The following is a 14,044-nucleotide window of genomic DNA, read 5'->3' on the forward strand; positions in this document are numbered from 1 at the left end:
CTGGCCAAGGGCGAGTTGGGAATGTTTTCTGTGCCGGGTTTCTGCGGACATCTTGCCTCCCGACTGGTGAATGCCGAATGCTGTATACAGAACTCAGCATTCACAACCCCGTCAAGGCTTGTGACTGAAATCGCGGAAGGTGCCAGGATGAGCACACGCGTCCCCCGAACCCACCCGTACATCCCCAACTCCGCCCCGGAGGTGAGGAATTCGATGCTCGCGGCGGTCGGCGCCCGGGACGTCGAGGAGTTCTACGCCGACATCCCCGCCGCCCTCCGGCTGGACCGCCCGCTGCGGCTGCCCGCGGCGCTCGGCTCCGAGGCCCGGCTGGCCGCCCACCTGGAGGAACTGCTCTCCCGCAACACCGCCGTCCCGCCCGGCCGCAGCTTCCTCGGCGCCGGCTGCTACCGCCACCACGTGCCCGCCGTCGTGGACGAGATCGTCAACCGCAGCGAGTTCCTCACCGCCTACGCGGGCGAGCCGTACGAGGACCACGGCCGCTTCCAGGCACTGTGGGAGTACCAGTCGCTGATGGCCGAGCTGCTCGCCGTCGACGTCGTCAACGTGCCGACGTACGACGGGTTCCAGGCCGCCGCGACCGCGCTGCGGATGGCCGGACGGGCCACCGGCCGGCGCCGGCTGGTGCTGGTCGGCGCGATCGACCCGGACCGGATCTCCCGGATCCGCGACTACGTCCGGGGCGTCCACGACCTCGTCCTCGTCCCGGCCGAGCCCGCCGCCGTCCGCGCCGCGCTCGCCGAGGGCGACGCGGCCGCCGTCTACGCCCAACTCACCGACCACCGAGGCCGGGTGGACCAGGAGCTGCCGCAGTACGTCGAACTCGCCCACCGGGCCGGGGCGCTGGCCGTCGTCCACGCCAACCCGCTCAGCCTCGGCGTGCTCACCCCGCCCGCCGACCTCGGCGCCGACCTCACCTGCGGCGAACTCCAGCCGCTCGGCATCCACCCGAGCTTCGGCGGCGGCAACGCCGGCTTCATCGGCAGCCCCGACGACGAGCGCCTCGTCGCCGAGTACCCGAGCCGGCTGTTCGGCCTCGTCCCCACCGACGTCCCCGGCGAGTACGGCTTCGGCGACGTCGCGTACGAGCGCACCTCCTTCGCGCTGCGCGAGGAGGGCAAGGAGTGGGTCGGCACCGCCGCCGCCCTGCACGGCATCGCCGCCGGGGTCTACCTCGCACTGATGGGCCCGCACGGCATGCGCGAGATCGGCACCACGATCCTCGCCAACACCGCCTACGCCCGGCAGCGCCTCGCCGCCGTCCCCGGCGTCGAACCGGCCGACCCCGAGGCCGTGCACTTCGCCGACTTCACCGTCCGCTACACCGGCGATCGCACCGCCGCCGAGATCGCCGACGCCCTGCTCGCCCTCGGCCTGCACGGCGGCACCCCGGCCGCGGCCGACGAGGGCCGCTACTGCGTGACCGAGCTGCACACCAAAGCCGACATCGACCGCCTCGCCGACGCGCTTGAGGAGACCGTGAAGTGACGAATCATCAGACAAACGGCTCCGTAGATCCGCGAGTCGCCCCCAAGCCCGCCCTGCGCCGCTTCCACCAGGCCCGCTGGGACGAGAAGCTGATCTTCGAACTGGGCACCCCCGGCGAGCGCGGCGTCCTGCCCCCGCTGCCCGAACCCGCCGTCACCGCCGCCGTCGGCGACCCCGCCGAACGGCTGCCCGCCGCGCTGCGCCGCGCGACACCGCCCGCCCTGCCCGAACTCGGCCAGCAGCAGGTGCTCCGGCACTACCTGCGGCTCTCCCAGGAGAACCTCGGCGCCGACCTCAACGTGGACGTCGGCCAGGGCACCTGCACCATGAAGTACAGCCCCAAGGTCAACGACACCTTCGTCCGCGACCCCCGGATCGCCGCCCTGCACCCGGCCCAGGACGCCTCCACCGTCCAGGGCGTCCTCGAACTCGTCCACCGTCTGGAGCAGTTGCTCAGGGAGATCTCCGGCATGGACCGGGTCAGCCTCCAGCCCGGCGCGGGCTCGGCGGCGATCTGGACCAACGTCTCGGTGATCCGCGCCCACCACGCCGCCCGCGGCGAGGCGCAGCAGCGCGACGAGGTCATCACCACCGCCTTCTCCCACCCCTCCAACGCCGCCTGCGCCAAGACCGCCGGCTTCCGGGTGATCACCCTGCACCCGGACGCCGACGGCTACCCCGACATCGAGGCGCTGCGCGCCGCCGTCGGCCCGCGCACCGCCGCCCTCCTCATCACCAACCCCGAGGACACCGGCATCTACAACCCCCGGATCGCCGAGTTCGTCCGGATCGTCCACGAGGCCGGCGGCCTGTGCGCCTACGACCAGGCCAACGCCAACGGCATCCTCGGCATCACCCGGGCCCGCGAAGCCGGCTTCGACCTCTGCCACTTCAACCTGCACAAGACCTTCTCCACCCCGCACGCCTGCGGCGGCCCGGCGGCCGGTGCCTGCGGCGTCACCGCGGAGCTGGCGCCCTACCTGCCGAGCCCCACCGTCGAGTTCGACGGCGAGCGGTACGTCCTGGACGACGACCGGCCGGACTCGGTCGGCAAGATCCGCCCCTACCTGGGCGTCGTGCCGAACCTGGTGCGCGCCTACGCCTGGATCACGGCCCTGGGCGCCGAGGGGCTGCGCGAGGTCGCCGAGACCGCCGTGCTCAACAACAACTACCTGCTGCACCGGGTCCGGCAGATCCGCGGCGTCTCCGTCCCGTACGCCGAGGGGCGCCCCCGGGTCGAACAGGTCCGCTACAGCTGGCAGCAGCTCGCCGAGGACACCGGCCTGCACAGCGAGGACCTCGGCTACCGCGCCGCCGACTTCGGCACCCACTACTGGACCAGCCACCACCCGTACGTCGTCCCCGAGCCGATGACGCTGGAGCCCACCGAGTCCTACTCCCGCGCCGACCTGGACGAGTACGCGGCGATCCTGGCCGAGGTCGCCCGCGAGGCGTACGAGGACCCGGACACCGTCCGCACCGCCCCGCACCGCTCCACCGTGCACCGGATCCGGCACGAGCCGCTGGACGACCCGGCGGTCTGGGCGGTCAGCTGGCGCGCCTACCGCCGCAAGGTCCTGGGCGAGCAGCCGTGACGTCTCCCCCGGCCGGGCCCCGGACCGGACCCGGGGCCGAGCAGGACCCGCCCCGCAACGGGCCCGGGGCCGAGCAGGGCCGGCCCCGGATCGGGCTCGTGGTCAACCCGGTCGCCGGGATCGGCGGCCGGGTCGGCCTCAAGGGCAGCGACGGCGCCGAGATCCAGCGGCGCGCGCTGGACCTCGGCGCCCGCCCCGAGGCGCTCGAACGGGCCGTGCTGACGCTGCGCCACCTCCCGCCGGACGTGGAGCTGATCACCGCCGACGGCCCGATGGGCGCCGAGGCCGCCCTGGCGGCCGGCCGGCCCGCCCGGGTCGTGCACCGGCCCACCACGGCGGACACCACCGCCACCGACACCCGCGCCGCGGTGCGCACCCTGGTCGCGGCCGGCGCCGGACTGCTGCTCTTCTGCGGCGGCGACGGCACCGCCCGCGACGTGCTGGACGCGCTCGGCCCCGAACCCCGACTGCCGGTGCTCGGCATCCCCGCCGGGGTCAAGATGCACTCCGCCGTGTTCGCCGTCCACCCCAGGGCCGCCGCCGAGGTGGCGGCGGCCTGGGCGGCCGGCCGGGGAGTGCGCCTGGAACCCGCCGAGGTGGTGGACCGCGACGAGGCCGCACTGCGGGCCGGCCGGGTCTCCGCCCGGCTGTACGGCCGGCTCACCGTCCCGGTCCTGCCCGCCCGGGTGCAGCAGCGCAAGACCGGCAGCTCCGGGCCCGCCCCGGGAACGCCGGCCGGCATCGCCGCCGAGGTCGCCGAACGGGTCGGCCCCGGCGGGCTGCTGCTCCTCGGCCCCGGCAGCACCACCTACGCGGTGGCCACCGCACTCGGCGCCCCCGGCACCAGCCTCACCGGGGTCGACCTGCTGCGGCTCGGCCCCGAGGGCGCCCTCGGCCCCGGCCACGCCGACAGCCTCGCCACCGCCGCCCGCCTGCTGATCCGCGACGCCCGGGCCGACCAGCTGCACGCCCTGCCCACAACGCCGTTCATCGCCCTCTCCCCCATCGGCGGCCAGGGCTTCCTGCTCGGCCGCGGAAACCAGCAGCTCACCCCCGAACTGCTGCGCGCCACGGGCCGGGAACGGCTGCTGGTCCTCGCCACCGAGGCCAAGCTCGCCGCCCTGGCCGGCCGCCCCCTCCTGCTCGACACCGGCGACCCCGACCTGGACGACGCCCTCTCCGGCCACGTCCGGGTGATCACCGGCCGCCGCTCCGGCGCCGTCTACCGCCTCTCCGCCTGACCCCTGCAGAGGAGTTACCCCCATGATCGACCTGCACGGCAAGCGCGCCATCGTCACCGGCGCCGCCTCCGGCATCGGCCGCGCCACCGCCGGCCTCCTCACCGAACTCGGCGCGGCCGTCGTCCTCCTCGACCTCGACACCGAACGCGGCGAACAGGCCGCCAAGGACATCGGCGGCACCTTCGTCCGCTGCGACGTCTCACAGCGCGCCGACTGCGACCACGCCGTGCGCAGCACCGTCGCGCGACACGGCGGCGTGGACGTGCTGTTCAACAACGCGGGCATCATCCGCCGCTCCACCGTCACCGAGATCAGCGACGAGGACTGGGACCTGGTGATGGCCGTCAACGTCCGCTCGATCATGCTGCTCAGCGGGCTGGTCGTCCCGCTGATGGCCGCGAACGGCGGCGGCAGCATCGTCAACACCGGCTCCGGCTGGGGCATCAGGGGCGGCGGCCGGGCCATCTCCTACTGCGCCTCCAAGGGCGCCGTGGTCAACATGACCAGGGCCATGGCCATCGACCACGGCCCCGACAACATCCGGGTCAACTGCGTCTGCCCCGGCGACACCGACACCGGCATGCTCGCCGACGAAGCCCGCCAGCTCGGCGCGAACCCGGACGCCTTCTACACCGACGCCGCCGACCGCCCGCTCGGCCGGATCGGCCGGCCCCGGGACATCGCCCAGACCGTCGCCTTCCTGGCCAGCGACGCCGCCGCCTTCGTCAGCGGCGCCGTCATCGCCGTGGACGGTGCCGGCACCGCCTGAGCCGCCCCCTCGTACCCGGCCCCGGGCGCCCGAGCACAACTGCCGGTCGCCCGGCCGGTACGCTACCGACCGAGAACGAAAGGAAGCCCGATGGCGATCGAGCGGCGTCCGCTGCGCGAGCAGGTGAAGGACGAACTCCTGGAGCAGCTCGGCCGCGGCCGGTTCACCCCCGGCGAGTCGATCAACGAGGTCCAGCTCGCCGAGGAACTGGGCGTCAGCCGAACGCCCCTGCGCGAGGCCCTGATCAGCCTGGAACGCGAGGGCATCATCACCAGCGAACGCGGCAAGGGCTTCCGCTTCGCCCCCACCGGCAAACAGGAGTTCCTCGACCTCACCGCGATCGTGATCGCCCTGGAGTCGCTGGCCCTGCGCACCTCCGACCCGGCCCACCTCGCCGAGATCGCCCCCCGACTGCTCGCCGAGGCCCACGCCTTCTCCGCCCCCCAGGCCCCGCACGGCACGATAGAGCGCTACGACGACGCCTGGCACGCCCTGCTGCTCTCCGGCTGCGCCAACACCCGGCTGCGCGACATGATCGAGTCGCTGAAGCTCACCCTGCACCGCTACGAGCGGGTGGTGGTCGGCGACCACGAGATCCTGGAACGCGCCGCCGAGGAGCACGAGCGGATCGCCCAGTGCCTGCTGGACGGCGACATCGACCAGGCCGTCACCGCGCTGGAGGCCAACTGGACCAGCGGCATGGAACGCATCCTGGACCGCCTGCCCCCGGTCGTCACGCTCTGACGCGCTCTGACACACAGGGCCCCCACGCGCGGCGCTCGACAGCGCGATCACGGCCTCGGCCGACGAGCCCGTAGCGGCCTGCACGACGAATGTGGCCGGCACTCGCTCTCCACCGCGCTGACGAGGCTGGCCGACACGGGTGTCGAGACCGTGGTCGTGATCGGCGTGCGCCTCGCGGCCTCCGGCCCGGCCCAGTCCTGGCTGCGGCGGATCGCCGCGCACTGGTGGCGCGAGCGCGCGGGCCACCGCCCCGACATCCTCGTCACGACCCGCCTCGCCGACTCGCCGGACGCCGTCGCCCCGGTCGCCGCGATGACGAAGGCCGTCACCGGCACGGAGCCCGGTCTCACCTCCGCCGCCTGGGAGGAGGTCCCCGGCCACCGGCACCAGGTCCTGGTGTGCCGCGGCCCGCGGTGCGCGGCCAGGGGAGCGGAGGAGGGACTGCGCGCCCTGGTCAGCGAACTGACCGCACAGCGCCTCGGCGACGACGACGTGCTCGTCACCCAGACGGGGTGCCTGTTCCCCTGCAACCAGGCCCCCGTCGCCGTCGTGCAGCCGGACGACGTCTGGTACGGGAGGATCGACCCGGGTGTCGCGAGCCGCATCGTCACCGAGCACCTCGCCGGCGGACGACCGGTCGGGTCCCACCGACTCCCCCGCCACAGGAAGGAGCGGGCAGAGCACCACGACGACTGATCACGCCCACCGGCCCGGGGCCGGCCGGCCCCGGGCCGGGCCGATCGTCACCACCGGCATCGCCGCCGGCGCCCGGGGCCAGGGCCTGGCTCAGCGGTGGTCGCGGGCGGGCAGGAGCGATGCCAGCGGGCCACTGGGGGCGCCGGGGCGGCCGGTACGAGCGTCGTCGAGCGTACGGAGCTCGGCGGTGGCGTCGCGGCGCCGCGGGTTGTTGAGCTCGGTGAGGGAGCGCTCCGCGGCCAGCAGCTGCGCGCGGGCCTCGTCGTGTCGGCCCAGGCACCGCAGCGTGATCCCGAGGTCGAGGCGCACGGGTTCGCTCCAGGCGAGCATGCCGGCGCCCTCGAACGCTACGAGGGACTCGCCCAGCAACGGCTCCGCCTCGCCCCAACGCCCCAGCGCTGCCAGGTCGTTGCCCAGATGCTGGAGGGTGACGGCCCGCAACACGGCGACCAGGTCCGGCGAGCACCCGGCAAGCCGCTCACGGTAGATGACCTCGCCGTGCCGGTGGATCGTCAGCGCCTCCTCGACCCGGCCGAGATCACGCAGGTGCGCCCCCAGAGTGTTGAGGGCGGTCAGTTCGGCGATCCGCCCCTCGGGGGCGGGGTTCGCGCGGTGACACGCGGCGCAGTCCGTGAGCCAGGCCAGCGCCTCCTCGACCCGGCCCAGGTGCTTCAGCGCACTGGCGCCGTAGCCCAGCGCCCACCCCACCTGGAGCCGGTCGCCGCACCGGTGGGCGATGGCGAGCGCGGCGGTGGCGGCCTCCAGAGCCCGGCGGTGGTCGTGGACGCACCGGTTGTAGGCCCAGGCGAGGAAATTGAGGTGGACGGCTTCCTCCCGCCGGCTCCCCAGCGCGCGGGCGGCATCGGCGGAGCACCGGAACACCTCCACCCACTGCTCCCAGTGCTCCGTCCGGTCGGAGAACCAGTGCATCGCCTGCGCCGTGTCGACGACCTCCCGGTGCCACCCGGCGGCGAGCGCCCGCCGGAGCGCCCACAGCCACTGCGACCGCTCGCCCTCCAGCCAGGCGTGCGCCCGCTGCCGGCCGACGGGCGCGGTGACGGGATCGGGATCGGGACCGGTGGCGGGATCCCCCGCGGACACCCGGTCCTGCTCCGCGTGGAAGTGCAGAGCGGCCCCCCGCGCCCGGGCGAGCATCCAGCGGGCGGTGCGGTCGAGAGCGGCTTCCAGGACCACGGCCCCGTCGTCGGTATCGGCCTGCTCGGCGGCGAACAGCCGCAGCAGGTCGTGGAAACGGTAGCGTTCGAGCACCGGATGGGGTTCCAGCAACCCGTGGTCGGCCAACTCCCGCGCGCACAGCCGTGCCTCGCGCACACCGACACCGGACAGCAGCGCCGCGCTCTCGGGACTGAAGTCGGCCCCGGCCGCGAGCGCGCCGCGCCGCAGCAGGGTCCGGGCGGGCGGGGTGAGCTGCCGGTAGGACAGCGCGAACGCGGCGCGCACGCGCAGGCTGCCGGCCTGGAGGGCGTCCAGGCGGCGCTCCTCGCCGGTGAGTTCGGCGACGAGCTTGCTCAGGTGCTCCTGCGGCCGGGCGGCCAGGCGCTGCCCGCAGATCCGCACCGCCAACGGCAGGTACCCGCACAGCCGCGCGAGGTCGTCGGCCGCCTGCCGCTCCCGCTCGACGCGTGCCGGCCCGATGATGCGGGCCAGCAGCTCGGCCGACTCCCCGGCATCCAGCAGGGCCAGGTCGATCCGCTCTGCCGCCTCCAGCCCGGTGAGGGCGTGCCGGCTGGTGACGATGGTCAGTGAGGCGCCGCCGCCGGGCAGCAGGGGGCGGATCTGCTCCTCGGCGGCGGCGTTGTCCAGGAGCAGGAGCAGCCGGCGTTCGGCGGCGATCGAGCGGAAGAGGCCCGAGCGGTCCTGGGTGCCGTGGGGGACGGCGCTGTCGGCCACCCCCACCGCGCGCAGGAGGCGGGCCAGTGCGTCGCGGGGCGCGAGCGGCTGTTCGTCCATGCCGCGCAGGTCGAGGGCGAGCCGGCCGTCCGGGTAGTGCGGGGCCAGGACGTGGGCGGCGCGGGTGGCGAACGCGGTCTTGCCCAGGCCCGGCTGACCGGTCACCAGCGCCAGCGGTGGGCAGGCGGCGCCGGTGGCCTCGGCGAGGGCCCGGATGCGGGCGAGCGCCGCGCCGCGGGCGGTGAAGTCGTCGAGGTCGCGGGGCAGCGGCAGGGTGCCCGCGGGCACCGTGGCGGCGGGCCGGGGCCGGGGGCGTCCCGGACTCGCGGCACCTTCCAGCGCCTCGGTGTCGCCGCTTCCCAGGTCCAGGGCCCGGGCCAGGGCCTGGACGGTGCGGCGCTGCGGTCCGCGGGTGCGGCCGCGTTCCAGGTCGGCCAGCGCGCGCACGCTCACCCCGGCGGCGTGGGCCAGCTGTTCCTGGCTGAGGCGGGCACGGGTGCGCAGGCCGCGCAGGAGGCCGCCGAAGGAGTCGGCGCGGGGTGTGGGGTTGGAGGTGCTCATCGTCCGGGTCCTGTGTGGGGCGTGCCGTGGTGACGCCGCGGCATGTCCGGCAGAAGTATGCCGGGTGCCAGTTCTGCCGGTACGACTGCCTGGCGCCGGGCGCCCGGCGGTGGTGGACTCGGAGCGGCCGCGCACACCCCGCGCGGCCGGGGCCGGGACGGTGCACGCCGGCCGCCCACACCCCCCTTTGCCGAATCGAACCCCGCTCACAGATCGACCGGACCACCCCTCGGCCCGTCGGGAGCAGTCGCCCCGGCGGGCCGCACGCGTGCGGTCACCCCATCCCCGAACCCCAGGGAGCCTCCCTTGCCATGTGATCGTCCACGATCACCCGCCCTGCGCCGGATCCCCGCGATCGGCTGCGTGCTGTCCCTGCTCATCGGTCTGGTCTACGCCCTGACGGCGGCGGCACCTCCCGCACGGGCGTCGGTCAACGACCTCGGCTTCGCCACCTGGAACATGCAGGGAAGCGGAGGGAAATGGGCGGACTACATCAAGCCGTTCCTGCACGAGAACCCCCGGATCACCGTCCTGGCGCTCCAGGAGATGTCGAGCCCGCCGCCGAGTTTCTTCTCCCTGGGGGACCAGACGATCCCCGCGGCGTACAACACCGCGGCCGGCCCGGCAGCCGCGAACATCGTGGTCTCGCAGAGCTACTTCACGATCGGCGAGGAAACGTTCCTCCTGTTCTGGGCCATCACCGACACCAACGGAGACCCGGCTCGCCCCGGCCGGGTCAACGTCGGCCTCATCGTGCGCACCAGCGCCCTGCCGTTCAACGTGACACCCGAGCCGATGGTGGTGCAGCCCGATCCCCTCGGCAACAGCCTTCCCCGTCCGCTGATCGGGGTACGGCTCGGCAGCGACGTCTACTACAGCGCGCACGCCTGGTCCGGCGGCGGCAACGACCGGAACAACATCGTCGCGGGCGTGGCGCAGCGCGGCGGCACCGGCCCGAACGGGCAGTGGGCGGTGGCGGGGGACTTCAACTTCAACCTGCTGGACCCCAACCAGCCGCTCGGGTGGGTTCCGCCCGCAGGAGTACTGCGCCGCAGCGGCGAGCCCACCCGTTCGAGTGCGGACGGGCAGCGGCTCTCGGAGCTGGACTACGCGGTCACGAGCGTGCCGCCGAACCCGGGGACCAGGACGGCCAGGCGGGGGTTGCAGGGCTCCGACCACTTCCCGGTCCAGTTCAACGCCCCCATGCAGGCCGCGGCGGAGCCCGTCGCGTACCGGCTGATCGACCAGGCGCCGGCCGGCGGCGCACGGGTTCGGACCATCGGTCTGGGCCCGGACCGGCGCGGTGAGAACGGCACCCCGATCATCGCGCAGGAGGTCGCGCACGACCTCGGGCAGGTCCTGGAGAGCGTCGGTCCCACCGGGATCGGCGGCGTCGACTACTCCGGCCTGCGGGCCTGGGCGTCGGGCAAGTGCCTGGACGTCGGGGTGGCCGCGGCGGGCACGGCGGCCAGGGCGGTGGTGCAGAACGACTGCCAGGTGCCGGCGGCGAAGAGCCAGCTGTGGCGCCTGGACACCGGATACAACCAACTCGTCAACGCCGACGGCCTCGCGGTGACCCTCGGGGCGCCGGTCGGCACGGCTCTGACGGCCGGCGCGCCGAGCGTCCAGAGCGGCGCCTGGGGCCTGGACCCCGTCGACACGTGGCGGTGGAAGTGCGCCGTCGAGACGCCGGCGGCCGTCACCACCGCGGCCTTGGCGACCGCCTCCGACGGCCAGACGCCCTTCCCGCCACCGCAGGGCGGCGTCTGCGATCCCGCCGAGGGGGCGAAGGTCTCGATGGGCGACAGCTACATCTCCGGTGAGGCCGGGCGGTGGGCGGGCAACGCCAACAGCTATGCCGAAGGATCGGCGTGGGGGACCGACCGGGCGGCCGTGGACTGCAACGCCGACGAGAGCACCTGCCGGCACGACCTGAGCCTGGTCTACGGCGACACCTCGTACGCGGACAAGCCCGGCCAGGCGTGCGACCGTGCGGACTCCGCCGAGATCCACGGCGCGGAACTGACGGGCCGGCGCTACAACATCTCCTGCTCCGGCGCGACGACCGCCGCCGTGCTGTCCCAGTCGTTCAAGGGGCAGCGCCCGCAGATCGAGGAGCTGCACGACCTGGCGGCCACCCGCTACGTCTCCCTGGTCGTCCTGTCCATCGGGGGCAACGACCTGAGGTTCTCCGAGATCCTCGCGGACTGCGCCAAGGCCTACCTGTACCCGTCGGTCAACAACAACGGCTGCCGGGCGTCCCAGGAAGCGCAGTTCGCCGCCCAGCTCGACGCGGTGAAGGCCGACGTCGTCAAGACCCTGCAGGCGATCAGGAGCACCCTGCACGACAGCGGCCAGCCCGACGGCAGCTATGACATCGTGCTCCAGTCCTACCCCAACCCGCTGCCGAGCAGCGGCCGGTACCGCTACCCGCAGGACTCCGTCAACCCGTTCCAGAAGTACGGGCGTTACACGCAGGGCGGCTGCCCCTTCCTCGACCAGGACACCGACTGGGCGCACGACTCGGTGATCCCCCGCATCACGGCCCTGCTCGGCGACGCCGCGCGGCAGGCGGGCGTGTCCTTCCTGGACGTCCAGGACGCCTTCGCCGGCCACGAGCTGTGCGCGACCTCGGCCCAGCAGGCCACCTCGGCCAACACCCTCGGCGCCCCGGTGGACGCGGCGAAGGCCGAGTGGGTGCGGTGGGTGCCCTACCTCAGCGAGCAGACCAAGGACATCGGCTGGACGGCCCAGGGCCACCAGCAGGAGGCCGTCCACCCCAACTACTACGGCCAGCAGGCCCTGGCCGCCTGCCTGACCAAGATCACCGCAGGGCTCACCGGCCGCCCCGTCACCTCACGCTGCGCGGGTGCCCCCGGCACCTCGCCCGGCGGCCTGGACGACAGCAGCCAGCTGCTGGCCAAGGGCAACCGCCGGGGCCCCGTCGACGGACTGCCGGACTGGAGCAAGGCCGGCTACCGGGGCGGCGAGCGGCTACCGGGCGAGGCGCAACGCTCCAAGGACGCCAAGTGCCGCATCACGGCGCAGGACCTCGCCGCCACGTACGGGGTGCGGGCCGATGACGGCACGGACGACACGGACGGCATCCAGCGGGCCATCGACCACGTCCGCACCGACTGCACGCCCAACGCCTCCCCGAGCCGTCTGTCGTCGATCGAACTGCCCAGGGGCACGGTCAACGTCAGCAAGCAGCTCTCGGTGGACGCCTCCTACCTGGTGATCCGCGGGCAGGGCACCGGCAGCGCCGGCGGGACCCGCATCGTGTTCAGCCCGGACGCCGCGACCCGCTACGACACCCTCTACAAGGGCCCCAGCGACCCGGCGCCCTCGCGCTGGGACCAGGACGCGATGCGCTACGAGTGCCCGGGCAAGCTCGGCTCGATCATCGGCACCGGCGGCTGGATCTGGCCGGGACGGGGACTGTTCCGCGTGCAGACCCGGGAGGTGTCCGCCAAGCACCAGCGGATGTGCGGCGACATCTCCAAACTGCCGGAGAACCGCAGAGACCTGTTCGAGGGCTCGGTCAACCAGCACTGGGAGTCGGGCGTCGAGGTCGCCGGCACCGCCGCCGACACCGCGTACGCCGCGCGTCAGGGCGGACGCACCATCCAGCTCAAGCCCGACGCCGACATGTCGGCGTTCCGGCCCGGCGGCTACCTGTGGGTCGGCGCGGCGAACAGCCTGAAGTTCTACCAGAGCCAGCAGATCGACACGACCGCCGCGGCAAGCTACCTGGACAACCTGCACATGCGCCAGCAGGTCTTCCTGATCTCCTCCGTCGACGGCGGCGGCCGCACCGTCACCGTCGACGAGCCCCTGGAGTTCGACATGCCCGTGAACTCCGTCTCCGACGGCTCACCGCCGCTGCCGGCCGGCACCGTCTACGCCAGCAAGGTCACCCCGCTCAAGATGATCACGAACGTCGGGTTCGAGGACTTCACCTTCGCCCAGCAGCTCGACGGGATGCCGGCCAACGACGGCAGCACCTACCACGTCGACCCCGCGTGCACGGTCATGGGCCCGAACTGCCCGGTCCACAACTACGGCAACCTCGCGCCCGAGTACGCCATGCACGGCATCGTCTTCAAGTGGGCGGCCGACTCCTGGGTACGGGGTGTCCGCGGTGAGATGACGGGATCGCACCCGATCGTCACCGAGGTCGCCAAGAACCTCCAGATCGAGAACAACTACTTCGACGGTGCCTGGAACAAGGGCAAGGGCGGAAACGGCTACCTGCGCGGCTCGCGCGTGTGGGACTCCCTGTACGCGTTCAACACCACCCGCAACCTGCGCCACTTCACCTTCCAGTGGTCCTCCTCGGGGAACGTCGCGTTCGCCAACGACTTCGACTCCGACCTGAACCTGCACGGCGGATGGGAGCGCCGCAACCTCTTCGACAACAACGTGGTCCACGTGCCCTTCGAGCACGCCTCCAAGAACTGCACCGTCAACTGCGGCGGTGAGGGGGGTGTCAGCGACAAGGGAACCTGGTGGCCGATCTACTGGAGCGCGGGCAACAAGGCCGTCAAGTGGTCCGGCTCCAGCGGCCCCCAGAACGTCTTCTTCAACAACGCCCTGACCAAGCAGACCACCGCCCGCGGCCCCTACCTGCCGTACCAGCCCTACTCGACGCGCCAGCGCGTCTACCAGTTCGGCTCCGACGCCACCGATCCGCGTCTCTTCAAGCACCTGACCTCCTCCGGCACCGCCATCCCGGACTGGGCCGACATGGAACGCCTGGACTACACCGGCGGAAACGGGGTGAACAACTCCTACGAGGACGACGGGAACTCCCTGTTCCTGAAGAGCTTCCGCTGACGGGACATGCCCGGAGGCCGTTCGGATCAGGCCTCGCACAGCACACCCGGGGGCGCCCCGGCCCGGACATCCCGATCCGGGCCGGGGGGAACCTCTCCCCTGGGGGGGGGGGGGCCCGCGGCCGGAAGGGAGACACGTTCGTGGGCCGACTCCGTCACACCCCCGTCGGTGGCGACGACGTC

The 14,044-nt window shown here is 73.4% G+C and carries 8 protein-coding genes; 7 read left to right on the top strand and 1 reads right to left on the bottom strand.

Translation table 11 applies throughout. The annotated features are described in order from the left end of the window. Positions 1–147 precede the first annotated feature (147 nt). The 6 genes from gcvPA (at position 148) to ACZ7C5_RS12650 (ending at position 6,551) form a co-directional block, all read left to right on the top strand. Positions 148–1,506 carry an aminomethyl-transferring glycine dehydrogenase subunit GcvPA gene (gene gcvPA, locus ACZ7C5_RS12625; protein ID WP_401081885.1) on the top strand — a complete coding sequence of 453 codons (1,359 nt, stop codon included), beginning with the start codon at positions 148–150 and terminating at the stop codon, positions 1,504–1,506. Further along, entirely contained in the window at positions 1,503–3,101 is a 1,599-nt protein-coding gene (gene gcvPB, locus ACZ7C5_RS12630) for an aminomethyl-transferring glycine dehydrogenase subunit GcvPB (protein WP_470322549.1), read from the top strand. Before gcvPA ends, gcvPB begins: the two co-directional genes overlap by 4 nt. Further along, a complete protein-coding gene (locus ACZ7C5_RS12635) occupies positions 3,098–4,342 on the top strand; it encodes an ATP-NAD kinase family protein (protein ID WP_470322550.1) in 1,245 nt (414 codons plus the stop codon). The genes gcvPB and ACZ7C5_RS12635 overlap by 4 nt, the downstream gene beginning before the upstream one ends. A gap of 22 nt (positions 4,343–4,364) precedes the next feature. Then, a complete protein-coding gene (locus ACZ7C5_RS12640; RefSeq protein WP_470322551.1) occupies positions 4,365–5,111 on the top strand; it encodes an SDR family NAD(P)-dependent oxidoreductase in 747 nt (248 codons plus the stop codon). 90 nt (positions 5,112–5,201) lie between these two features. After that, positions 5,202–5,855, top strand: a complete 654-nt coding sequence (locus ACZ7C5_RS12645) for a GntR family transcriptional regulator (protein WP_188301603.1) — start codon at positions 5,202–5,204, stop codon at positions 5,853–5,855. 150 nt (positions 5,856–6,005) lie between these two features. Beyond that, positions 6,006–6,551, top strand: coding sequence for a (2Fe-2S) ferredoxin domain-containing protein (locus tag ACZ7C5_RS12650; RefSeq protein ID WP_470322552.1), 546 nt, complete (start codon positions 6,006–6,008; stop codon positions 6,549–6,551). Between the two features lie 90 nt (positions 6,552–6,641). On the opposite strand, the gene ACZ7C5_RS12655 is transcribed toward ACZ7C5_RS12650, so the two are convergent. Beyond that, positions 6,642–9,023 (bottom strand): helix-turn-helix domain-containing protein, encoded by a 2,382-nt coding sequence (locus ACZ7C5_RS12655; protein ID WP_470322553.1) that lies wholly within the window; start codon positions 9,021–9,023, stop codon positions 6,642–6,644. A 306-nt stretch (positions 9,024–9,329) separates the two neighbouring features. Here ACZ7C5_RS12655 and ACZ7C5_RS12660 point away from each other — a divergent pair, with 306 nt between their 5' ends. After that, a complete protein-coding gene (locus tag ACZ7C5_RS12660) occupies positions 9,330–13,862 on the top strand; it encodes a GDSL-type esterase/lipase family protein (protein WP_470322554.1) in 4,533 nt (1,510 codons plus the stop codon). Positions 13,863–14,044: the final 182 nt, after the last annotated feature.

The sequence above is a fragment of the Kitasatospora sp. NPDC036993 genome (assembly GCF_055607525.1).

What these genes read in the sequence shown, in the direction of transcription:
- gcvPA (WP_401081885.1), top strand. Translation starts at nt 148, where the DNA reads ATGAGCACACGCGTCCCCCGAACCCACCCGTACATCCCCAACTCCGCC.
- ACZ7C5_RS12640 (WP_470322551.1), top strand. Translation starts at nt 4,365, where the DNA reads ATGATCGACCTGCACGGCAAGCGCGCCATCGTCACCGGCGCCGCCTCC.
- ACZ7C5_RS12645 (WP_188301603.1), top strand. Translation starts at nt 5,202, where the DNA reads ATGGCGATCGAGCGGCGTCCGCTGCGCGAGCAGGTGAAGGACGAACTC.
- ACZ7C5_RS12655 (WP_470322553.1), bottom strand. Translation starts at nt 9,023, where the DNA reads ATGAGCACCTCCAACCCCACACCCCGCGCCGACTCCTTCGGCGGCCTC.